The sequence below is a fragment of the Micromonospora sp. KC207 genome, assembly GCF_004348615.1.
Classification (GTDB): domain Bacteria; phylum Actinomycetota; class Actinomycetes; order Mycobacteriales; family Micromonosporaceae; genus Micromonospora.
Map to the genome: position 1 here is coordinate 1 of NZ_SMKJ01000094.1, position 21,134 is coordinate 21,134.

Genomic DNA, 21,134 nt, shown 5'->3' on the forward strand with positions numbered 1-21,134 from the left:
CCCACCGAGCGCGGCGTCTGCGGGGCGCGAGGTGGGGGTTGGGGCCGACTGACGGGCTCAGGGCAACCCATTGCCTGGGGCCCGGCCGGGGCGGGCGCGGTGGGGCTGGACGGCGACGGGCACCACGCCCCGGTGGGGGTGCGGTGCCCGTCGTACGGATCGACCGGTGGGTCAGCGCTGGTCGAGGTTGCCCGCGGTGTCCTCCTGGTAACTGGCACCGTTGTCGGACTCGCTGGTCAGTGGCTTGGAGCCACCCTCGGGCGGGCCGGCGAGGCTCTGGCCGGCGGCCAGCTCGGGGAACTTCGCGTCGAACGCGGGCCGCTCGGAGCGGATCCGGGGCATCCGGTCGAAGTTGCGCAGCGGGGGCGGCGAGCTGGTCGCCCATTCCAGCGAGTTGCCGTGACCCCACGGGTCGTCGACCTCGACCACCGGGCCGGTCTTGTACGACTTCCAGCAGTTCCAGATGAACGGCAGGGTCGAGATACCGGTGATGAACGCGCCGACCGTGGAGATCATGTTGAGCGTGGTGAAACCGTCGACGGGCAGGTAGTCGGCGTACCGACGCGGCATGCCCTCGGCGCCGAGCCAGTGCTGCACCAGGAACGTGGTGTGGAAGCCGATCATCGTGAGCCAGAAGTGGATCTTGCCCAGCCGCTCGTCGAGCATCCGGCCGAACATCTTCGGAAACCAGAAGTAGATGCCGCCGAAGACCGCGAACACGATGGTGCCGAAGAGCACGTAGTGGAAGTGCGCCACCACGAAGTAGTTGTCGTGCAGATGGAAGTCGAGCGGCGGGCTGGCCAGCAGCACACCGGTGAGGCCACCGAAGAGGAAGGTCACCAGGAAGCCGACCGCGAAGAGCATCGGCGTCTCGAAGGTGATCTGCCCCCGCCACATGGTGCCGATCCAGTTGAAGAACTTCATGCCGGTCGGCACGGCGATCAGGTAGCTCAGGAAGCTGAAGAACGGCAGCAGCACCTGGCCGGTGGCGAACATGTGGTGCGCCCACACGCTCATCGACAGCGCGGCGATGGCGATGGTCGCGGCGACCAGGCCCTTGTAACCGAAGATCGGCTTGCGGGAGAAGACCGGGATGATCTCGGTGATGATGCCGAAGAACGGCAGCGCGATGATGTACACCTCGGGGTGACCGAAGAACCAGAACAGGTGCTGCCAGAGCATCGGCCCGCCGGTGGCCGGATCGTACACGTGGGCGCCGAGCAGCCGGTCCGCGGCGAGCGCGAAGAGCGCCGCGGCGAGCAGCGGGAAGACCAGGATGGCCAGCAGGCTGGTGACCAGCATGTTCCAGGTGAAGATCGGCATCCGGAACATGGTCATGCCGGGGGCGCGCAGGGTCAGGATCGTGGTGATCAGGTTGACCGCGCCGAGGATGGTGCCCAGACCGGAGACGGCCAGGCCGACGACCCACATGTTGGCGCCGACACCCGGCGAGTGCTCGGCGGTGCTCAGCGGGGTGTACGCGGTCCAGCCGAAGTCGGCGGCGCCACCCGGGGTGATGAAGCCGGCGGTCGCCATCGTGCCGCCGAACAGGTAGAGCCAGTACGCGAAGGCGTTCAGCCGGGGGAACGACACGTCCGGCGCGCCGATCTGGAGCGGCACCACGTAGTTCGCGAAGGCGAACACGATCGGCGTCGCGAAGAACAGCAGCATGATCGTGCCGTGCATCGTGAACAGCTGGTTGTACTGCTCCGGCGACAGGAACTGCAGCCCGGGGCGGGCCAGCTCGGCCCGCATGACCAGCGCCATCAGGCCGCCGATCATGAAGAACGCGAACGCGGTGACCATGTACATGATCCCGATCTGCTTCGCGTCCGTGGTGCGCAGCAGCCGCGCGAGTGCCGACCCCTTGACCGGCTCTCGGACCGGCCAGGGCCGGGTCACGACCGGCTTGGGTGCGACGGTGGTCACGAATGGCCTCCGGTTCTGGGTTGTCCCGCTCGGCGCGCCTGGTTGTCTGCGAGCCGTCATCCGCAAGGAGGATAGTCCCCGGCAGGTGGGGGTGCTGCGTGGGGTGGGCGGCTACGATCACGCCCCGACCCGCCCGGCGCTCACGCCGGGTCGACCAACATCCGGTAGTGCGCGCCGAAGATCTGTCCGCCGCGCCCGCGCAACAACGGGTCGCGCAGCGCCGGCGGCACGTCCCGCGTGCGGTTGCGGTCCCGGGTCCGGTCGCGCACCCATCGGGTACGCGGGCGGCGGCGGCTCTCGTACGCGACGAGGGCCGCCTCGACGGTGTCGGTGGAGGTCAGCGACTCGGCCAGCACCACGGCGTCCTCCAGCGCCATGGCCGTGCCCTGCGACAGGGTCGGCGCGGTCACGTGCGCGGCGTCGCCGACGAGCAGCACCCGCCCCCGGGACCACCGCCCCAACTCGACCTCCTCGGCGATGCCGACGTGCACCTGTTCCAGCGCGTCGAGCACCTCGGGCACCGGCCCGGCGTACGAGCCGAACAGCTCTGCCAGCCGCGCGAGGGGGTCGGCGGGCGGCGTGGTGCCCGCCTCGTCGGCGTAGCAGTAGAGCCGGCCCGCCCCGAGCGGCACCAGGAGGAAGCCGGCCCGCTGGCCGAGCAGCGCGGTCCACTCGGCGACCGGCGGGCCGCCCCGGACGACGCCGCGGTACACGACGTGTCCGGCGGGCCGGGGCGCCCCGCCGAGCGCGGCCAGGGCGCGGACGGCCGAGCGGGGGCCGTCCGCGCCGATCACCAGGTCGTACTCGGCGGTGGCGCCGTCGGCGAAGGTGATGCCGACGGCGGCCGGCAGCAGCTCGACCTCTCGCACCTCGACGCCGTGGCGGACCTCCCCGCCGGCACCGGTGAGGAGCACCCGGTGCAGCTCGGACCAGGGCAGCGCGCGGCACTCGCCGACGCCCGCCCACAAAGAGTCCAGGTCGACCTCGCAGAGCGGTGCGCCGGCGGCGTCGAGGAAGCACTGCCGGCGGATGATCCGCCCGAGGGGACGCACCGGGCCGTCGAGGTCCAGCCCGCGCAGCGCGCGGGCCGCGTTGCCGGGCAGGTAGAGGCCGGTGTCGGCGAGGGCCGACGCCGGCAGTCGCTCGGTCACGTCGGGCCGGAGACCCACCCTCCGCAGTGCCCGGGCCACAGCCAGACCGGCGATGCCCGCGCCGACGATGAGGATGCGCAGGGGGGAGCCACCCATCGTGGTGTACGCCTCCGGGGGGTGCGGCACGCGTTGGAGGCAAGACACTACTCGGTGCGATCGAGGCACGCCAGGGCCGTTCGTCTCGGGCGGGTCACTCCTGGACGGGTCGCGTCGACCGCTGGAGGGGCACCGACCGCTGGTCCGGCCCGGCGGAAAAGTTGTTCCGGATGTTGAACAGCGTTCCACGAGTGGCCCAATTCATCGACGCCCACTAAAATGTTCGGCGTGACGGCGGCCGACGCGCACCGGGCGGTGAAGTCCGCCGGCCGCACGCTTGACGTGCTGGAGGCGCTCGCGGCCGGCGGTGGCCCGCGCCCGCTGGGCGAGCTGAGCCGGGCGCTCGGCATCCCCAAGAGCAGCCTGCACGCGCTCCTGCGCACCCTGCTCGCCCGGGGCTGGGTGGAGACGGACGACGGCGGCGCCCGGTTCGCGCTCGGCGTCCGGGCCCTCGAGGTCGGCGCGGCGTACCTGGGCCTCGACGGGGCGGTGGGCCTGTTGGGCGGCGTACTCGACCGGCTGGCGGCCCGGTTCGCCGAGACCGCCCAGTTGTTCCGGCTGGACGGCGGGTCGGTGGTGCTGCTGGCCCGGCGGGAGTCGCCGCACGCGCTGCGCGCGTACCACCCGATCGGCTGCCGCCTGCCGGCGCACGCCACGGCGGCCGGGCGGGCGCTGCTGGCGCAGCGGCCGGACGACGCGGTGGACCGGCTGCTGAGCTGGCCACTGCCGGCCCGGACGGAGAGCACGGTGACCGGGCCGGCGTGGCTGCGCGCCGAGCTGGCGGCGGTGCGCGCGCGGGGCTGGGCGGCGGAGGCACAGGAGTGCGACCCGGGGCTGGCCGCGGTCGCGGTGGCGGTGCCGCTGCACCGCCCGGCGACGGAGGCGATCGCGCTCTGCGCGCCGGTCACCCGGTTGGGGCCACAGACCCGGGCGCGGATGGCCGACGCACTGGTCGAGGCGGCCGGTCGGGTGAGCACGGGGCAGCCCCTGCTGGCCGGCGACACGCGACCGCCGTTCGACGGGCCGAACGCTCACCTCCCGGCAACTTAACCGGTTCGTTTGCGGGATCTTTTCAAACATGTAAATGTATCGCTTGAGCGTGGGAGCGCTCCCGCACCGCACCCCCCAGGCCCGTCCGGCGTTTCGCCGTCGCAGTCAAGGAGCATCATGAAGCGTCCACTCCGCGCCCTCGCGGCCGTCGGCCTCCTCGCGGCCGGCTCGATCGCCGCCGTCGCCCTCGGCGGCCCCGCCTCCGCCGACACCCTCATCTGCGAGCAGTACGGCTCGACGGTCATCGGCGGCAAGTACGTCGTGCAGAACAACCGTTGGGGCACCACCGCCCAGCAGTGCATCAACGCCACCAGCACGGGCTTCGAGATCACCACCCAGAACGGCAGCAGCCCCACCAACGGCGCGCCGACCGCGTACCCGTCGATCTTCGTCGGCTGCCACTACACGAACTGCTCGCCCGGGACCAACCTGCCGGTGCAGGTCAGTCAGATCAGCAGCGCCCCCAGCAGCATCAACTACCGCTACGTCAGCGGGGCCATCTACAACGCCTCGTACGACATCTGGCTCGACCCGAGCCCGAAGCGGGACGGGGTGAACCAGATGGAGATCATGATCTGGCTCAACCGGCAGGGCCCCATCCAGCCGATCGGCTCCCCGGTGGGCACCGCCAACATCGCCGGCCGGAGCTGGGAGGTCTGGCGCGGCAACAACGGCGGCAACAACGTGATCTCCTACGTCGCGTCGTCGGCGATCCCCAGTCTGAGCTTCGACGTGCTGCACTTCATCAACGACACCCGCAACCGCGGGGCGATCACCAACTCCTGGTACCTGACCAGCATCCAGGCCGGTTTCGAGCCCTGGCAGGGCGGCGCCGGACTGGCCGTGACGAACTTCTCGCAGAGCGTCAACACCGGCACCCCGCCGACCACTCCCCCGCCCGGCGGCACCGGCGGCTGCGCGGTGAAGTACACGTCGAACTCGTGGAACAACGGCTTCACCGCCGACGTGCAGGTCACCAACACGGGCTCGTCGACGATCAACGGCTGGACGATGACCTACAACCTGCCGGCCGGGCAGCAGATCACCAGCGCGTGGAACGCCACCGTGACCCAGAGCGGATCCGCCGTGACGGCGCGCAACATCAGCCACAACGGCACGATCGCTCCGGGCGCCACGGTCAGCTTCGGCTACCAGGGCTCGCTGAGCGGCACGTACTCGTCGCCGACCAGCTTCACCCTCAACGGCCAGTCCTGCACCCGTTCCTGAACGCGGAAGTGGGGTGCGGCCCGGCGGGCCGCACCCCATGTTGCCGGCCGGGTCAGCCGGCGAGGGCGTCGATGTCGCGCATCTCCCCGGCGGTCAGCGAGAAGTGCCAGACGTCGGCGTTGACGCGGATCCGCTCCGGGGTGACCGACTTCGGGATCACCACGATCTCGTGATCGATGTGCCAGCGCAGCACCACCTGGGCCGGCGACACGTCGTGCGCGGCGGCGATCCGGGTCAGCACCGGGTCGGCCAGGTCGGTGGTCTTGAACGGGCTGTACCCCTCCAGCACGACGCCCCGGTTCCGGTGCTCGGCGTGCCGCTGCCGGTCGTACAGCGACGGCCCCCAGCGGATCTGGTTGACCGCCGGGTTCTCCTCGGTGGCCTGGATCAGCTCGTCGATCTGCGCGGTGCCGTAGTTGCTCACCCCGACCGCGCGGGCCAGGTTCTCGTCCCGCGCGGCGAGCAGCTCCCGCCACATCGGGATGCTGTCCGAGGGCGCGGACGGCGGCCAGTGGATCAGCCAGAGGTCGACGTGGTCCATGCCGAGGGCGCGCAGGCTGGCCTCGATCGTCTCGCGCTCCCGCCCCACCCGCTCCGGCGGCAGCTTCGTGGTGACGAAGACGTCCTCCCGGCGCAGGCCGCTGTCCCGGATCGCCCTCCCCACCTCCGCCTCGTTGCCGTACATGGCGGCGGTGTCGATGTGCCGGTAGCCGGCGTCGAGGGCCGCGAGCACCGCCGCGTATCCGGCCTCGCCGGTGGCCTGCCAGGTGCCGAAGCCGAGCAGCGGCATCCGCACGTCACCGGGGAGCCCTACGGTGGGCTGGTCGAGGGGGTCCATGGCCGCTGTTCTACCCCTGATCCGGCCGGCCATGCCACCCGGGCGCGGCCGTCCATCGCGCCGGCCTGCGCGTGGGCCCGGTTCGACGGAGAATGCGGGTGTGGCCGACCGCCTGGAGGAGTACCGCCGCCGGCGGGACGCGAAGCGGACCCCCGAGCCGGTGCCGCAGCGGCCCCCGCGCCGGGGCAGGGGCGACGGGCGGGGGGCCCGGTTCGTGATCCAGCAGCACCACGCCCGCCGGCTGCACTGGGACCTGCGGCTGGAGCACGAGGGGGTGCTCGCCTCCTGGGCCGTGCCGCGCGGCCTGCCCCGGGAGCCGGGCCGCAACCACCTGGCTGTGCACACCGAGGACCACCCGATGGAGTACCTCGACTTCCACGGCGAGATCCCGGCCGGCGAGTACGGCGGCGGAAAAATGATCATCCATGATGCCGGGACGTACCGCTGCGAGAAGTGGCGCGACGACGAGGTGGTCGTGGTGCTCGACGGGCGGCGCACCGCCGGCCGGTACGTGCTGTTCGCCACGGGCGGGCGGGACTGGATGGTCCGCCGCACCGACCCCGCCCCGCCGGGCTGGAGCAGCATGCCCGAGCTGGTCCGCCCCATGCGCCCCACCCGGGCCGCCGGGCTGCCGCGCGACACCGCCGACTGGGGGTACGAGCCGCGCTGGGACGGCCTCCGGGCGGTGGCGTACGTCTCCGGCGGCCGGCTGCGGCTGCTCGCCGACTCGGGCGAGGACGTCACCGGGGCGTACCCCTGGCTGCGGGAACTGGCCGAGGAGCTGGCGCCGACGGAGGCGGTCCTGGACGGCGTGCTGGTCGACATCGACCGGCGCGGCCGGGTACGCCCCGCCCGGCCCGGCGGCGGCCGGCGGTCCGACCCGGCGGGGCAGTACCTGCTGGTCGACCTGCTCTGGCTGGAGGGCGCGCCGAGCACCGACCTGCCGTACGCGCGACGCCGGGAACTGCTCGACGGCCTGGCCCTGGCCGGCGCGCACTGGCAGACGCCGCCGTGGTTCCCCGGCACCGGGGCGGAGGCCCTGCGGGCGGCCCGCGAGCAGGGGCTGCCCGGGGTGGTGGCCAAGCGGCTGGACTCGGTGTACGAACCGGGGCGGCGCAGCCGCCGCTGGCTGAGCATCGACGCGACCTGAGAGGCCCGAGCCGAAGCGGAAGGAGGCATCGTGTACCTGACGCACCTGGAGTGCCCGCGCTGCGGCCGGGCGTATCCGGCCACGCAGCCGCAGAACCTCTGCGGCTGCGGCTCGCCGCTGCTGGCCCGCTACGACCTCGCGGCGCCGGCGGGGAGGACCGGGCGCGGCCGTGGACCGACGCGCGCACCGTGGCGTACGGTCTGAAGTATCCCGAGACGGTGGACGTCTCGGCGGTCCCGGTCGTGTCCTGACCGCCCCGCCGAAGGAAGAGCCCCTTGTCGACGCATCCGGTAGAGCAGGGCCCCTGCCAACAACGCCAGCCCGGTCAGGCCGTCGTCGGGTCGGTGAGCCGCCACGCGGAATTGATCAGCCCGATGTGCGACAGCGCCTGCGGCGTGTTGCCGAGGTGGGCGCCCGTGCAAGGGTCGATCTGCTCGGGGAGCAGACCCACGTCGTTGGCGTGGCCGAGGACCCGCTCGAACAGCCGCCGGGCCCGGTCCCGCTCGCCGGCCAGTTCCAGGCACTCCACCAGCCAGAACGAGCAGAGCAGGAAACCGGCGGGATCCGTGGACCAGCGCCGGACCAGCCCGTCGCCGGCACCCAGCTCGTGCTCGACCATCGCGATGGTGGCGCGCATCCGGTCATCGCCCGCGTCGAGGAAACCCACCACCGGCAGGAACAGCGCCGAGGCGTCCAGCTCCGCCGAGCCGAAGGCCCCGGTGTACGCGCCGACCCGCTCGTTCCAGCCCTCCCGGAGCACGGTCGCACGGATCTCGTCGCGGATCGCCGCCCAGCGGCGCGGGTCGGCCCGCTCCCCGAGCCGGGGGGCCAGCGCCACCGCCCGGTCCAGCGCCACCCAGCAGAGCACCTTGGACGACAGGTAGTGCCGCTCGGTCTCGCGGGTCTCCCACATTCCCCGGTCCGGCAGCCGCCAGGTCGCGGCGACCTGTTCGGCGAGGCCGACCACCATCTCCCGCAGCTCCTCGTCGAGTGCGTCGCCGAGCTGGTCGTGCAGCCGCCAGACCGCCGAGATCACCTCGCCCGGCACGTCGAGCTGGCGCTGCCGCCAGGCGTCGTTGCCCACCCGGACCGGCCGGCTGTCGGCGTACCCGCGCAGGTGGGGGCAGTCGTGCTCGGAGAGGTCCCGCTCCCCCTCCAGGCCGAACAGCACGGGCACCGGCGCCTCGCCGACGCGGCCGATCGAGCGGGCCGCCCAGGCGAACAGCCGGGACGCCTCCTCCGGGCAGGCCGCCACCCACAGGGCGCGCATCGTCATCGAGAAGTCGCGCAGCCAGGAGAAACGGTAGTCGTAGTTGCGGTCGCCGCCGACGCGCTCCGGCAGCGACGTGGTCAGCGCCGCGGCGACCGCGCCGCTGCGGGCGTACGTGAGGCCGGTGAGCACCACCGCGCTGTGCCGGACCTGGGGGGCGTACCGGCCGTCGTAGTGGTGCGACTCGCGGAACGCCTCCCACGCCCGGATCGTGTCGTCGAGCGCGGCGACCGGATCGAGGCGCACCGGCTGGTCGCCGTACGTCGGGGCGTACGCCAGGGTGAAGCCGACGGTCTGACCGGCCGCGACCGCGAACTCCTGCCGGACCCGGTCGCGGTCTGCGCGCAGGGCCGGGCCGGTGCCGCCCAGCACCAAGACGACCGGCCCGGCGGAGGCCAGGACGCTGCCGTCGGCCTGTTCGTGCAGGTACGGCGTGAGCAACCCGTGCTCCGGTCGCGGCGCGAGGTCCAGACCCATCCGGACCCGGCCGGTGAGCCCCTCGACCACCCGGAGCAGCACGGCCGGGGAGTTCATCCCCAGTTCGTGACCGCGCGCGCCGACCTCGGCAGCGAGGGCGTCGGTGACCGCGACGCTGCCCGTGGGCGTGTGGTGGACGGTGCGCAGCACCAGCGTGTCCGGCCGGTACGCCCGCTGCACCCGTGACGGCCCAAGCGGGGCAAGCCGCCAGTATCCCGCCGCCGGATCCAGCAGCCGACCGAGGACGGCGGTCCCGTCGAACCGGTCCGGGCACCACCAATCGATCGAACCGTCCCGGCCCACCAGCGCGCCGGAGCGGCAGTCGGACAGGAACGCGTAGTCGGAGATCGGCGGCTGTTCCACCCGGCGGGGGTACCCGCGCCGGGCCGGATCAGTCAGCGGCGGGTCACGACCCGGCGTCGGGCCGCCGGGAGCCGCGGCGCGCTCAGGAGGTCGGCGGCTCGTCCTCGCCGGCCGCCTCCGCCGCGTCTGCCTCCTCCTTGGTGTGGTGGACGGCCTGGTCGGCGTGCTCGGGCGGGCCGTACACGGTGTAGAGCACCAGTGGGTTGGGGCCGGTGTTGACGAAGTTGTGCTTCGTGCCGGCCGGCACCACCACCAGGTCGCCCTGGGCGACCTCCTTCTTCTCGCCGGCGACCCGGGCCTCGCCGGTGCCGCTGACGAAGGTGAGGATCTGGTCGATGCCCTCGTGGATTTCCTCGCCGATCTCGCCGCCCGGCGGGATCGTCATGATCACCAGTTGGGTGTGCTCACCGGTCCACAGCACCCGCCGGAAATCCGGGCTCTTCTCGGCGACGGTCGCGATCGTGAAATGTTCCATGGCCCGCACATACCCGGTCCCGCCCCGCGTCACGCCGGGAATGACGGATCGTGGAGTTTCCCACTGATCCGAGGTTTGAGCCCGTCCGGACCGGGCATCGAGGCCTCGACCGGCGCGCCCGGCCGGTCGGGCCAGGTCCCCGCCGGCGTACCGCCGCACGGCTGCGGTGGTGGGAGACGGCCGAAGCGCGGCGACGTTACGACCTTCGGGTCGCGGCGGCGCCGTGCGCTCGTTTCCGGGCGGGAAGCCGGCGTTTCCGGGCGGGAAGCCGGCCCGCGCGGAGTGGACACCGACCGGCCCCCGCCGCGGGCTGCGACAGGGGCCGGGTTCAGCGGGGCGTCGGTGCGGGGTCAGGACGCGATGGCCAGGTGGAACGCCCGGTCGGCGGGTGCCCCCGTCGAGTCGAACGTCTGGACGAAGACACCGTTGGGCACACCGGCGCGACCGACGACGGCGATCTCGCCGCTGGGCGAGGCGCCGACGCTGCCGGGCAGGCCGATGGTCCCGATGTACGCGGACCGGGTCAGATCGTGGGAGAAGACGACCTCATAGATCCCGACACCGAGGCGGCTCGACGAGGCCGTGCCGAAGCCGCGGACCAGTGAGCCGTTGGAGTTGACCACCGCGAAGAAGAGCTGCGCGGTGGGGGGCATTCCGTAGAGCGTGGCGGGGACGGCCAGCGCGGCCGCCGCGGCGACGGCCTCGGGGCTGGCGACGGGCTGGTCGGCGAGCTGCTTGGACTCGGACATGATGCGCTCCTTCGCGGCCGCCCGGTGGCGGGCGACCAAATAGAGGGATGTGATGAAAAAGTAGTGATCAGAGGCGAATTGGTGTTTCAACCTGATCAATACCTTTTGCTAGGCAAACACTAATCCGCCCTCCCCACCGCCAGACACCCCCCACGAATGTCCAATCATGGACAATCGACTATTTGATCACGCGCCTGAGCTGCGGAGACACTGTCCGATCACGGACTCGGGCCGCCTCGCGGCCATTCCGGCCGGCTCAGCGGCCCCGGTGCAGCCAGGCGAGCAGGTCCGGTGGGGCGAGGGCAGCGGTCCGCGCCCGGTAGCGGGCCAGCGTCGCCCCGTCGAGCAGTTCCCGCCCCTGCCCGGACCGGCCCCGCCGGAAGAAGGCGTGCCGGTCCCTCAGCACGCCCGCCGGGTCCGGGACCAGGAGATCCGCCCGCTCACGCATCCGGTCGAAGGTGGCGGCCTCGACCAGTTCGGGCCAGCGCGGGGCGGGCACCTCGACGCCGAGCCGGTCGGCCAGGGCGCGCATCTGCCCCGCCAGGTCCGCAACCAGGTCGTCGTAGTGCACCAGGGTCACGTTGGGCCGGTCGCGGCGGTTCCAGGCGTCGCCCAGGTGCCACAGCACCCCCTGGAGCGAGTCCAGCTCCGCGCGCGGGTCGGCCTCGCGGCCCACCCAGCGCCGCAGCGATTCCACCAGTGGGGTACGCGGGGCGGGCGGCCCCGCCGGGGCGGGGTGACCGGTCAGCTCGGCCATCCGCGCCCGGTCGAGGTTGCCGCTCTGGTGCCAGAGCGAGACCGCCATGTCCAGCGGGTGCCGGGCCACCACCACGTAGTGAGCCCGGTCGTCCAGCGGCACCCCGTCGAGCGGGGTGTGGGTCTTGACGAACCGGCGGTGCGACTGGGCGGCGAGCCGGGCGTACACCTCGTCGCGGGGTTCCGCCAGCCAGTCCAGCCAGGGCGAGAGCCGCGACAGCGGAGCCGGCAGGTCGGGCGTGCCGAACACCAGCAGGGCGCAGATCATCTGCATCCAGGTGGTGCCGCTCTTGGACCGGGTGCTGATGACGATGTCCCCGTCGCGGTACGGGAAGCCGGTCCAGCGGGCGCTGTCCTCGTCGGACGACCGGTAGCGGAAGGGTGCGTCGGGCATCCGGGGATCGTACGAGCGGGGCCTGGCTGGACGCCCGGCATTTGCCGCAAGCTCTGGGACGAGCGGCGACGTCTGGCTACATTAGAGTATGGTGCCCGCCCACGTGGGCCGGGCGGCGGTTCCGGTCTACCACCCCATCCTCGCCTGCCGCCGGGGCGAGCTGGCAGCGCTCCGCCACCTGGACAGCTCTGCGGCGGCCAGGCTCGCTCCCGTGCTCGACGTGTCCATGGTGGACGATGCCGTCGCGGAGTCGATCGCCCGCCTTCCGCCCGGGTTGCTGCCGGCGGTCGACGTGACCGCGCTGCCCGACGGGGCCGACACCGAACTGGCGCGGTGGAACGTACCGCTGGTGCCGGTGGCCGGGCTCGCGGACAGCGACACGCGGCTGGCCGCGCACGGCCTGGCGGCCCGGGTGTACGCCGGGCGGCTGGTGGTGCGGCTGCGGGTCGGCAGCGACCGGGCGGGCCCGGACGCGACGACGGCCGCGGTGGAACGGATCTGGCGGCTCACCCGGCTCGTACCGGAGCAGTGCGAACTCCTCGTCGACGCCGGAGACGTCTGCTGCCCGGCGGACGTCCGGCTGGCTGAGCCGCGCGTCCGGCGGCTGGTGGGCTGGGCACGGCGGCACGCCTGGCGGGCGGTGACGGTGGCCGCCGGCGGGCTGCCGCCGACACTGTCCGGATATCCGACCGACGAGCCGGTGCGCCTGGAACGCTGGGACTGGCTGCTCTGGCGACGGCTGGCCGACCTCGGCGTCCGGTACGGCGACTACGCGGTCGGCTGCGCGGTGCCCGGCGGGGATGCGGCCGGGGACCGGCTGCCCACCGTCCGCTACACGACCGACAGCGCGTGGTGGCTCTACCGCTGGTCCCGCCGGGGCGGCCGGGGCGACGAGCGGGTGGCCGACCTGTGCCGGACGCTGGTCTCGGCGGCGCACTGGCCGGCTGACGGCGCATCCTTCTCCTGGGGCGACCACGAGATCCTGCGCCGGGCCCGGCGGGTAGCCGGGGCCGGCTCGACGACGAACTGGGCGGCCTGGAGCACCTCGCACCACCTTGCGCACGTGCTGCGCCAGCTCCAGCAGCCGGCCGGCCAGGACGAGGCCGGGAAACAGCCAACCCGGGGACACCGGCCCGGTGGATGGCCGCTCGGGGAGCGCCGGGACTGGGCGCGGCACGGCGGCGAGCGCCGCGGTGCCGGATGGCAGGCGGGACCGGAACGCGGCCGGCCCGCCCGGCCACGCTGGGACGGCGAGGCGGGGCGAGCCGGCTGAGCACCGCGGGGCGAGCCGGCTGAGCGGGATGACCGCGGCGCGACCGGCGAGGATGGCTACTGCTGCTCGGTGAAGCCGAACTGCACGATGCCCTCGTCGTCGACGGTGGCGTCGACCGAGGTGTCGGTGAGCAGGTCGGCGGCGTCGGAGTCGAGGAAGATCCGGGCGCCCTGGTGGTCCACCACCTGGTCGCCCTGGACCGGCTGGGGCACCAGCTCGATGGTGAGGGAGCCGGCGTCGGCGTCGGCGGCGATGCGCAGGCCGCCGCCCTCGGCGACGTCCTCCTGAGCGGCCAGGTCGCGGATCACCAGTATGGCGTTGTCGGTCATGGTCAGCATGGCGCACTCCTCGTGGATTCTCGGTTCGCGGTCGGCGCAGACCGGACTCAGCCCGCAGACGATCACACGGGGCAGCTCGGGTGACGGCAGGGCCCTCACCCGGCGGAACGGGGCCACTTCACGCGGGCCCCTTCCCCCACCGTGCCCGCTGGGATTGCATCCGTCAAATAGACAAACATCAACTCAACCGTGCGCCAGAACCTGCTCCGAGCTGCCCGGATGCTCCCTACGCTGAGGCCATGGGCGACGCGAGAAGGCACGACAAGCGGTGCCACGAGGGCGGCCTTGGGTCCGAATCCGGCACAAACCTTCGCCCGGCGGGGTTTCCCGGCAGAATCCTCCATGGCAGCATCAGCGCGTGCACCGTGGTGCCGGAGCCCCGTGCCCGCCCGAGGGGATGGGGTGTTCCTGGGCGGAGGCGGCCACCTGTCGGACCGGCCCGGGCCCCTTCCGGGTGCGGAGGAAGGGGACCGGGCCACCGGGCATCCCGGTGGGCGCGTCAGGCATCGAGGCGGTGCGGCGGGTGGACCGTGGCGGCCGGGTCGCCCCGCTCGATCAGCAGGTCGATCTCGGCGGCCCGCAGGCCCCGCAGGGCGAGCACCCGCCGACCCCAGCGGTGCAGCCGACAGGGGTGCGGGTTGGCGTCGTTGCGGCAGACCGTCCCGCCGGACCAGCGCCGGGGCGCGTGCACGACGACCGCCCGGACCGCGAACTGGGCGTCCTCCCCCGTGACGTACGGCGGCAGCGGGATGTCCCGGAGCCCCTCCCCGGAATCCTCGCCGGCACCGGGGGAGACGGCGGGACGGACGGTACGGGGGGTGGTGGTGCTGCTCATCGGACAAACCTCCACAGGGGACGGATGGACCGGGTCAGCGGAGAACCTACGACCGGCCGGAGGCGGCACGACGGACAAACTGTCCCGACCGGCGGGTAGGGCCGCCCGCCCGGCGCCCGTCCACGGGGCGGCGGACGCGCCCGGGGCACCGGCCGGCCCCGCTCAGCGCAATGCCACGGCCTGGAGGTTCACGTTGCCGCAGCCACCGAACGTGGCCTCGACGGTCCAGGTGAGCAGCAGCTTCGCCCCCTTGGGAGCCCGATACCGCACGGTGAACTCGGCGGTGTGGGTGGTGTGCGGGTCCTCCAGCCGGCGGACCGTCGCCGCGCCGCCGGTGGAAAGCCGCGCCTCCAGCCGGGCGCGGGCCATCCACAAGCCGGCGTAGAGGCGCAGGGTGCGGGCTGCGCCGTCACCGTCGACGGCGAGCGTGAAGCCGCTGCCGACGCCGCAGGCGGAGACGCCGGTCGTGGTCGACGTGGCCGACGACACGGGCGCACCGTCGCGCCAGCTGAACGTCTCCGGGCTGACATCGTGGCCGACCCGGTCGCCGTGGCCGCCCTCGTCCAGGATCTCCCCCGAACCGTCGCGCTTGCGCACCGTCGAGCCGGCGCCGCGCAGTCCCCAGTGGACCCAGTCCCGGGTGCCCGCCGCGGTCAGGTCGACGTCGGCCGGTACGTCGGCCTGGGCGATGTCGAGATGGAACGCCGTCGGCTGCGGCGCAGTCGGGCTCCGCACCGATGGCGACGGGGTCGGGGTCCGCTGGCGGGGACGCAGGCCGGGCGTGGCCGCGTCGGCGGGCAAGCCCGGCCGGTCCGCCACCGGGAGCCCGCCGCTGGGCCGCCCGGCGGGCGCGGGCAGCACGTCGTCCGGCCCGGTGGCCGGGTCGCCCTTCGTGCCGATGTACGTCCCGAACGCGACGAGGCAGGCGAACACCGTCAACCCCTCGACCGCCCACCGCCGGCGCTGCCGGGCGCGGGCCATCCGGCGCTGCTCCAATCGGGTCCGACCATCGGCCAACTCCTCGGCACGGCGCAGCGGCCCGCCCGGCCCCCGTTTACCAGGGCCGATGCCCCGCGTGAGGTCTTCCTGCGCCACCTGGCCTCCACTCCCCACCCGGTGTTCCGGTCCCGGCGGCCGCCGCTCGCCGGCGTGAGCCGTATCACGTTGACACCACCCCCGGCCGGACGCCAGAAGTGCCCGCCCGGCGTTTCCACTTCGTTACCGCCCGGCAGGAAACCGCGCACGACCAGCTCACCGGCGATCGGGCAGCGCGCCACGGGCCGGCTCACCGGACGGGCGCGGCAACGTCGGCGGGGTCAGCCGGGCGGGCGCCGACGTCGCGGCGCAACCCTGGCAGGGCACACCGCGACGTGCCGAGGCGGTGAGGCGCCGCCGGCTGCGCTGAGCGTACTGGAGGTCACGTTGAGCGCGAAAGCGGCGAAATCCACGAACCGGGTCGGGGTCGGTTGAGCCGCCGGTCAGCCGACCTGGAAGCCGAGGGCCCGGGCCAGCTGCACCGCCTGCTCGGCGTCGATCAGCGCGCCGGCGCGCTGCACCACGGTCGGGTCGAGCGCCGACAGGTCGCTGCCGCGCAGGTCGGCGCGGGACAGCAGGGAGCCGTGCAACAGCGCACCGGCGAGGTCGACGCCGGTGACCGTGGCGCCCGTCAGATCCGCGCCGGTCAGATCCACCTCGCGCATCCGCACGTCGGTGAGGCACACCCCACGCAGGTCGGCACCGGGTAGCGCCGCGAACGACCAGTCGCCGCCCACGACCCGCAGCGGACGCAGGCCGCACTGCTCGAAGCTGCTGCCGACCAGCTTGCAGCCGGTGAACTCGGCCTCGAACAGGTTGCACCGCTTGAAGACGCAGCGGGTGAAGGCCGAGTCGGCGTGCCGGGAGGCGTTGAACGCGACGTTGCCGAAGACGCACTCGGTGAAGACCGCGCCCCGGCTGACCGCCTCGGTCAGGTCGACGTGAAAGAACTCGCAGCGCACGAAGTGCCGGTCGGCCAGGTCCTCGGCGTACCAGTCGTCGTGGCGGAAGGTCGCGTCCTCGGTCGGCTCCGGCACCCGGCCAGCCTAGCGGTGGCCCACCGACGTCTTCCGCGCACCGCGTACCGGCTAGTACGTTCGGCGGGTGAGCGTGGCACTGCGCACCGAACCCGACCGCATCGGCTTCGACCCCGCCCGGCTGGCGCGGATCGACGAGCACTTCGGCAGGTACGTCGACGACGGTCGGCTCGCTGGCTGGCAGATCGTCGTGACCCGCCGGGGCGAGATCGCCCACTCCGCCACCTACGGGATGCGCGACCGGGAAGCCGGCCTCCCCGTCGAACCGGACACCCTCTGGCGCATCTACTCGATGACCAAACCGGTCACCTCCGTCGCGGCGATGATGCTGTGGGAGGAGGGCCGGTTCGAGCTCACCGACCCGATCGACCGCTGGCTGCCCGAGTTCGCCGACGTCCGGGTCTACGACAAGGGCCCGCTGACGAAGCCGTACACGGTGCCGGCGGTCGAGCCGATCCGGATCTGGCACCTGCTGACCCACATGTCCGGCCTGACGTACGGCTTCGCCCAGGTCTCCGTCGTCGACGGCCTGTACCGGGCGGCGGGCTTCGACCTCGGCGTGCCCGTCGGGGCCGACCTGGCCGCCGCCAGCCGGAGGCTGGCCGGGCTGCCGCTGCTGTTCCAGCCCGGCACGGGCTGGAACTACGGGGTCTCCACCGACGTGCTCGGCCGGCTGATCGAGGTGGTCTCCGGGCGGCGGCTCGACGATTTCCTCGCCGAGCGGATCTTCCGGCCGCTGGGCATGACCGACACCGGCTGGTGGGTCGAGGAGGCGGACGCCAAGCGGCTCGCCGCCCTGTACCTCTCGCACGCCGTGACCGGGCGGGCGACCCGCGCCGACGCGTTCGGCCGGCTCGCGCTGGCCGAGCCGGACTTCCTCTCCGGCGGCGGCGGGCTGGTCTCCACCGCCGCGGACTACCACCGGTTCACCCAGTTCCTGCTGCGTGGCGGGGAACTGGACGGCGTACGCCTGCTCGGTCCCCGGACGGTGCGCTTCATGACCCGCAACCACCTGCCCGACGGCCGCGACCTGGCCTCGTTCTCTCCGACGGGCTTCGCCGAGACGGTCCTCGACGGCATCGGCTTCGGCCTCGGCTTCGCCGTGGTGCAGGACCCGGTCCCGTCCCGGGTGCCGAGCAGCGTCGGTGAGTACTACTGGGGCGGCATGGCCAGCACGGCGTTCTGGGTGGACCCGGTGGAGGAACTCACCGCCCTGCTGTTCACCCAGCTCATGCCGTCGAGCACCCACCCGCTGCGCCCCCAGCTACGCCAGCTCGTCTACTCCGCCCTGATCGACTGAGCCGGCCACGCCGCGGAAACGGCACCATGCACGGGCCCGACGCGGAATCAGCGGAAGCGGGCCGCGCGCAATGGCGGGAACGGCACCACGCGGAATCGCGGGAACGGCACCGCCGGGCTCGGTCGGCTCCTAGCCTGGGTTCGAGCGACTCCCGGCCCGGGATGCGAGCGACCCCGGCCCGGGAGGTCGGGCGGTGACGGCCGCGCGACGGGCGCGAAGCGGGAGGCGGAGGCAGTGGGCCATGAGCAACATCGTGGTGTTCGGTGCCGGGGGCACGGCGGGTTCGCGGATCACCGCCGAGGCGGTGAACCGGGGCCACCGGGTGACCGCGGCGGTCCGCCGCCCGGAGGCGACCAGTTACCTGCCGGCCGGGGTTGACCTGGTCACCGGGGACGTGACCTCGGCGCGCAGCGTGCGGGAGCTGGCCCCGACCGCGGACGCCATGGTTGTCGCCGTCGGCGGTGGCGAGGACCGGGCGCTGTGGCGGACCGCGGCGGAGAACCTCGTCACGGTGCTGCGGGACGTACCGAACCCACCCCGGATCATCCACGTCGGCGGTGGGGCGACCCTGCTGACGCCGAGCGGCACCCCGTTTGTGGAGGAGCCGGACTTCCCCGAGGAGTACCGCGACTCCGCGCTGGGCCAGGCCGACGCCCTGGCCTGGTACCGCTCGGCGGCCGACGGGGTGAGGTGGACGTACGTCTCCCCGCCGCCGCTGGAGTTCCACCCCGGTGAGCGCACCGGCCGCTACCGCACGGGCACCGACGAGCCGGTGACCGACGAGCGGGGGCGCGCGGTGCTGAGCTACGAGGACCTGGCCGTCGCCGTCGTCGACGAGATCGAGCAGCCGCGCTTCGAGAACATGCGCTTCACCGCCGGCTACTGAGCCGCACCACGCGGGTCGACCCGGGCTGCGCCCCGACCCGAACCGTGCGCGCCGGCCCGGCCGCGTGCTCGGTCGGCGAGGCGGGCCGGCCGCGCGTGCTCAGTCGGCGAGGCGGGCCGGGAAGCCGCCGGTGGCGATCGGGCCCCAGTCGTCGATGGTGACCCGGATCAGGGACTTGCCCTGCCGGGCCATCGCCGCCCGGTACTCGTCCCAGTCCGGGTGCTCGCCGGAGATGCTGCGGAAGTACTCCACCAGCGGCTCCAGCGCCTCGGGCAGGTCGAGCACCTCGGCGGTGCCGTCGACCTGCACCCAGGGGCCGTCCCAGTCGTCGGAGAGCACACAGGCCGAGACGCGGGGGTCCCGCCGGATGTTGCGCGCCTTCGCCCGCTCCGGGTACGTGGAGATCACCAGCCGGCCCTCGGGGTCCACCCCGCAGGCGACCGGGGAGGACTGGGGTCGGCCGTCGGACCGGGTGGTCATCAGCAGGACCCGGTGCCGGGGACGGATGAAGTCGATCAGGGCGGCCCGGTCGACCCGGGTGTTACTCGCGATGCTGCGTGCCATACCCGTTTCTACCAGTGACTTCGTCAGCGGGGACGGGCGGTGCTCCGCCCGCCCGTCGGCTGGGCGGGAACCCCGGGCCGGACGGTGGGCCGCCAGGCCCGGCCGTTGGCGTAGATCACCCGGAAGCCCAGGTACGCCGCCAGCGGGGCCCAGTGCGCCGAGCCCATCCGCAGCTCGGCGGCGTTGTGCCGCTGCCCGTTGGCGAGCACGTCGAGCAGCACGGTCTCGAAGGCCGCCGACTCCACCCAGTCGACCTCCCGGGTGAACCCGCAGATCAGCGCCGCGCCGGTCACGTCGAGGAAGTCGCGCAGCGCGGCGTCGGAGGCGCGCAGCACCGAGCAGCTACCGAAGTAGAGCCGGCGGCCGTCGCAGCGGCCGGCCATCCGCTCGGCGACGTCGGAGAGGTCCACCGAGTCCCAGTCGGTGAGGCAGAGCCGGCTCGGTTCGCCGTGCATGGCGAAGAATCCCACGCGGTAGTCGGCGTACTGCTTGAGCAGCCAGCGGTCGAGAAAGTAGAACAACTCGTCGCGGGTCGCCGCGTCCTTGTGGATGAACCGGATCTTCCCCAGCCGTTCGAGGAGTTCCAGGGTCGGCAGGACCGACCCGCGCTCGTGGAGATCACGGTGCCACTGCCCCTCGACACAGAAGACACCACCACGCGCCATCAGCCACCTCCCCGGACCCCGGTGACGTTACCGCCGGCCGCCCGGCCACCGGCACTCACCCTCCGTCGGCACAAAGTCACGTTTCCGCCGTGCCGCGCCGTCCATGCCCGAAAGACTGTGCCGGGGCCCCGAAGAATGCGCTTGACCGGCACACGGTCCGCGCCTTCTCCCAGCACATGCTCAGGTACAAACAATTGCGAGGACAATTCCGGTTATCTGCCTCCGAACGGCCGGCGGAATGGGACCGTGGAACGGACGGGACGTCCCGGTCGATGCCCCGCTCCCACCCCATCGACGCTCATTTCGGGAGGACTTCTGTGCGTGCCGAAACCTTGCGACGGGCCGCCGTCGCGTTCGCGCTGACGCTTCCGGGGGCCGCCGTGGCCACGCTGGTCGCCGCCCCGGCGGCCCACGCCGACGGCTGCTACACGTGGACGCGGGATCTCTACGAGGGCCGTTCCGGCGAGGACGTCCGCCAACTCCAGATCCGGGTCGCCGGTTGGGCCGGCAGGCGGGACATCGTGGAGACCGACGGCAACTACGGCCCGAAGACCGCCGCAGCGGTCAGGCGCTTCCAGTCCGCGTACGGGCTGCCGGCCGACGGGATCGCCGGACCGCAGACGTACACGAAGCTCTACGCGCTTCAGGACGACGACTGCACGCCCGCGCACTTCAGCTACAGCGAGATGGACGACGGCTGCGGCCGGGGCGGATGGAGCGGGGGACCACTGTCGTCCGCGGAGACCAGGGACAACGCGCTGCGCGCCATGTGGAAGCTGGAGGCGCTGCGGCGCGACCTCGGCGACGAGCCGCTGCGCGTCACCAGCGGCTTCCGCAGCGAGGTCTGCAACCGCCAGGTCAGGGGCGCGTCGAACAGCCAGCACCTCTACGGCAACGCCGCCGACCTGGCGGCCCCCAGCGGGTCGTCCCTGTGCGACATGGCACTAAACGCCCGCGACCACGGGTTCAGCGGCATCTACGGCCCCGGCTACCCCGACCACGAGGACCACGTGCACGTCGACTCCCGCCGGGAGAACAACGACGACGGGATTCCGAACACGACCTCCTGGTCCGCGCCGGACTGCGGAATCGGCGCCGGCAACGACTGACCGGTGGGGACCGGACGGGACGCGCCGGCCCGGCCGCGGGGAAACCCCGCGGCCGGGCCGGCCGCGTCGGCGGCGCTCCGCCGCTTCGACACCTGCGGCCTCGCGCCGGCGGACGGACCGTGTACCCCCGTCAGCTCGCCCGCGGCCAGCGCGGCGCGGTGGTGGAC

General features: G+C 73.2%; 21 protein-coding genes. 8 read left to right on the forward strand and 13 right to left on the reverse strand.

What is annotated here, in order from left to right; genetic code table 11:
- Window positions 1–171: 171 nt before the first annotated feature.
- Together ctaD and E1258_RS14275 are read right to left on the reverse strand one after the other, a co-directional pair.
- Window positions 172–1,929, reverse strand: a complete 1,758-nt coding sequence (gene ctaD / locus E1258_RS14270; RefSeq protein WP_132400675.1) for a cytochrome c oxidase subunit I — start codon at window positions 1,927–1,929, stop codon at window positions 172–174.
- Between the two features lie 140 nt (window positions 1,930–2,069).
- Entirely contained in the window at window positions 2,070–3,176 is a 1,107-nt protein-coding gene (locus tag E1258_RS14275; protein WP_132400727.1) for an FAD-dependent monooxygenase, read from the reverse strand.
- A gap of 219 nt (window positions 3,177–3,395) precedes the next feature.
- Here E1258_RS14275 and E1258_RS14280 point away from each other — a divergent pair, with 219 nt between their 5' ends.
- Together E1258_RS14280 and E1258_RS14285 are read left to right on the forward strand one after the other, a co-directional pair.
- Window positions 3,396–4,226, forward strand: a complete 831-nt coding sequence (locus E1258_RS14280; RefSeq protein ID WP_132400677.1) for an IclR family transcriptional regulator — start codon at window positions 3,396–3,398, stop codon at window positions 4,224–4,226.
- A gap of 117 nt (window positions 4,227–4,343) precedes the next feature.
- A complete protein-coding gene (locus E1258_RS14285) occupies window positions 4,344–5,453 on the forward strand; it encodes a cellulose binding domain-containing protein (RefSeq protein ID WP_132400679.1) in 1,110 nt (369 codons plus the stop codon).
- Window positions 5,454–5,505: 52 nt separating this feature from the next.
- On the opposite strand, the gene E1258_RS14290 is transcribed toward E1258_RS14285, so the two are convergent.
- Window positions 5,506–6,291: an aldo/keto reductase gene (locus E1258_RS14290; protein ID WP_132400682.1), complete on the reverse strand. Its 786-nt coding sequence runs from the start codon at window positions 6,289–6,291 to the stop codon at window positions 5,506–5,508.
- A 100-nt stretch (window positions 6,292–6,391) separates the two neighbouring features.
- On the opposite strand from E1258_RS14290, the gene E1258_RS14295 reads away from it, so the two are divergent.
- Entirely contained in the window at window positions 6,392–7,441 is a 1,050-nt protein-coding gene (locus E1258_RS14295; RefSeq protein WP_132400685.1) for a DNA polymerase ligase N-terminal domain-containing protein, read from the forward strand.
- Window positions 7,442–7,471: 30 nt separating this feature from the next.
- The gene (locus E1258_RS14300) at window positions 7,472–7,645 is read left to right on the forward strand and encodes a hypothetical protein (RefSeq protein WP_243715445.1); all 174 of its coding nucleotides are present in this window, start codon (window positions 7,472–7,474) and stop codon (window positions 7,643–7,645) included.
- Window positions 7,646–7,766: 121 nt separating this feature from the next.
- On the opposite strand, the gene E1258_RS14305 is transcribed toward E1258_RS14300, so the two are convergent.
- From E1258_RS14305 to E1258_RS14320, 4 genes are all read right to left on the reverse strand, one after another.
- Complete coding sequence (locus E1258_RS14305) at window positions 7,767–9,551, reverse strand: glycoside hydrolase family 15 protein (protein WP_132400688.1); 1,785 nt, start codon at window positions 9,549–9,551, stop codon at window positions 7,767–7,769.
- Window positions 9,552–9,633: 82 nt separating this feature from the next.
- Complete coding sequence (locus tag E1258_RS14310; RefSeq protein WP_132400691.1) at window positions 9,634–10,026, reverse strand: cupin domain-containing protein; 393 nt, start codon at window positions 10,024–10,026, stop codon at window positions 9,634–9,636.
- 350 nt (window positions 10,027–10,376) lie between these two features.
- Window positions 10,377–10,775 (reverse strand): hypothetical protein, encoded by a 399-nt coding sequence (locus E1258_RS14315; RefSeq protein ID WP_132400694.1) that lies wholly within the window; start codon window positions 10,773–10,775, stop codon window positions 10,377–10,379.
- 256 nt (window positions 10,776–11,031) lie between these two features.
- Window positions 11,032–11,925: a sulfotransferase domain-containing protein gene (locus E1258_RS14320; RefSeq protein ID WP_132400697.1), complete on the reverse strand. Its 894-nt coding sequence runs from the start codon at window positions 11,923–11,925 to the stop codon at window positions 11,032–11,034.
- A gap of 88 nt (window positions 11,926–12,013) precedes the next feature.
- On the opposite strand from E1258_RS14320, the gene E1258_RS14325 reads away from it, so the two are divergent.
- Window positions 12,014–13,198 carry a beta family protein gene (locus tag E1258_RS14325; protein ID WP_132400700.1) on the forward strand — a complete coding sequence of 395 codons (1,185 nt, stop codon included), beginning with the start codon at window positions 12,014–12,016 and terminating at the stop codon, window positions 13,196–13,198.
- A 56-nt stretch (window positions 13,199–13,254) separates the two neighbouring features.
- Here E1258_RS14325 and E1258_RS14330 read toward each other — a convergent pair whose 3' ends face one another.
- The 4 genes from E1258_RS14330 to E1258_RS14345 all read right to left on the reverse strand — a co-directional run bounded on the left by E1258_RS14330 (window position 13,255) and on the right by E1258_RS14345 (window position 16,443).
- The gene (locus E1258_RS14330; RefSeq protein WP_007075017.1) at window positions 13,255–13,536 is read right to left on the reverse strand and encodes an adhesin; all 282 of its coding nucleotides are present in this window, start codon (window positions 13,534–13,536) and stop codon (window positions 13,255–13,257) included.
- 499 nt (window positions 13,537–14,035) lie between these two features.
- Window positions 14,036–14,371, reverse strand: a complete 336-nt coding sequence (locus tag E1258_RS14335; RefSeq protein WP_132400703.1) for a hypothetical protein — start codon at window positions 14,369–14,371, stop codon at window positions 14,036–14,038.
- Between the two features lie 162 nt (window positions 14,372–14,533).
- Window positions 14,534–15,466: a hypothetical protein gene (locus E1258_RS14340; RefSeq protein ID WP_243715446.1), complete on the reverse strand. Its 933-nt coding sequence runs from the start codon at window positions 15,464–15,466 to the stop codon at window positions 14,534–14,536.
- A 383-nt stretch (window positions 15,467–15,849) separates the two neighbouring features.
- Window positions 15,850–16,443 (reverse strand): pentapeptide repeat-containing protein, encoded by a 594-nt coding sequence (locus E1258_RS14345; RefSeq protein ID WP_132400709.1) that lies wholly within the window; start codon window positions 16,441–16,443, stop codon window positions 15,850–15,852.
- A gap of 73 nt (window positions 16,444–16,516) precedes the next feature.
- On the opposite strand from E1258_RS14345, the gene E1258_RS14350 reads away from it, so the two are divergent.
- Both E1258_RS14350 and E1258_RS14355 read left to right on the forward strand, forming a co-directional pair.
- Window positions 16,517–17,743, forward strand: coding sequence for a serine hydrolase domain-containing protein (locus E1258_RS14350; protein ID WP_371688615.1), 1,227 nt, complete (start codon window positions 16,517–16,519; stop codon window positions 17,741–17,743).
- Window positions 17,744–17,984: 241 nt separating this feature from the next.
- On the forward strand, window positions 17,985–18,629 hold the full coding sequence (locus E1258_RS14355) for an NAD(P)-dependent oxidoreductase (protein WP_132400715.1): 645 nt from the start codon (window positions 17,985–17,987) through the stop codon (window positions 18,627–18,629).
- A 99-nt stretch (window positions 18,630–18,728) separates the two neighbouring features.
- Here E1258_RS14355 and E1258_RS14360 read toward each other — a convergent pair whose 3' ends face one another.
- Complete coding sequence (locus E1258_RS14360; protein ID WP_132400718.1) at window positions 18,729–19,193, reverse strand: PPOX class F420-dependent oxidoreductase; 465 nt, start codon at window positions 19,191–19,193, stop codon at window positions 18,729–18,731.
- A gap of 23 nt (window positions 19,194–19,216) precedes the next feature.
- The gene (locus E1258_RS14365; RefSeq protein ID WP_132400721.1) at window positions 19,217–19,858 is read right to left on the reverse strand and encodes a DUF6642 family protein; all 642 of its coding nucleotides are present in this window, start codon (window positions 19,856–19,858) and stop codon (window positions 19,217–19,219) included.
- A 317-nt stretch (window positions 19,859–20,175) separates the two neighbouring features.
- On the opposite strand from E1258_RS14365, the gene E1258_RS14370 reads away from it, so the two are divergent.
- Window positions 20,176–20,967 (forward strand): M15 family metallopeptidase, encoded by a 792-nt coding sequence (locus E1258_RS14370; RefSeq protein ID WP_132400724.1) that lies wholly within the window; start codon window positions 20,176–20,178, stop codon window positions 20,965–20,967.
- The last annotated feature ends 167 nt before the right edge of the window (window positions 20,968–21,134 follow it).

Coding starts and splice junctions, on each gene's coding strand:
- E1258_RS14275 (WP_132400727.1), bottom strand. CDS start 3,176: ATGGGTGGCTCCCCCCTGCGCATCCTCATCGTCGGCGCGGGCATCGCC.
- E1258_RS14280 (WP_132400677.1), top strand. CDS start 3,396: ATGTTCGGCGTGACGGCGGCCGACGCGCACCGGGCGGTGAAGTCCGCC.
- E1258_RS14285 (WP_132400679.1), top strand. CDS start 4,344: ATGAAGCGTCCACTCCGCGCCCTCGCGGCCGTCGGCCTCCTCGCGGCC.
- E1258_RS14290 (WP_132400682.1), bottom strand. CDS start 6,291: ATGGACCCCCTCGACCAGCCCACCGTAGGGCTCCCCGGTGACGTGCGG.
- E1258_RS14310 (WP_132400691.1), bottom strand. CDS start 10,026: ATGGAACATTTCACGATCGCGACCGTCGCCGAGAAGAGCCCGGATTTC.
- E1258_RS14315 (WP_132400694.1), bottom strand. CDS start 10,775: ATGTCCGAGTCCAAGCAGCTCGCCGACCAGCCCGTCGCCAGCCCCGAG.
- E1258_RS14320 (WP_132400697.1), bottom strand. CDS start 11,925: ATGCCCGACGCACCCTTCCGCTACCGGTCGTCCGACGAGGACAGCGCC.
- E1258_RS14325 (WP_132400700.1), top strand. CDS start 12,014: ATGGTGCCCGCCCACGTGGGCCGGGCGGCGGTTCCGGTCTACCACCCC.
- E1258_RS14330 (WP_007075017.1), bottom strand. CDS start 13,536: ATGCTGACCATGACCGACAACGCCATACTGGTGATCCGCGACCTGGCC.
- E1258_RS14335 (WP_132400703.1), bottom strand. CDS start 14,371: ATGAGCAGCACCACCACCCCCCGTACCGTCCGTCCCGCCGTCTCCCCC.
- E1258_RS14355 (WP_132400715.1), top strand. CDS start 17,985: ATGAGCAACATCGTGGTGTTCGGTGCCGGGGGCACGGCGGGTTCGCGG.
- E1258_RS14360 (WP_132400718.1), bottom strand. CDS start 19,193: ATGGCACGCAGCATCGCGAGTAACACCCGGGTCGACCGGGCCGCCCTG.
- E1258_RS14365 (WP_132400721.1), bottom strand. CDS start 19,858: ATGGCGCGTGGTGGTGTCTTCTGTGTCGAGGGGCAGTGGCACCGTGAT.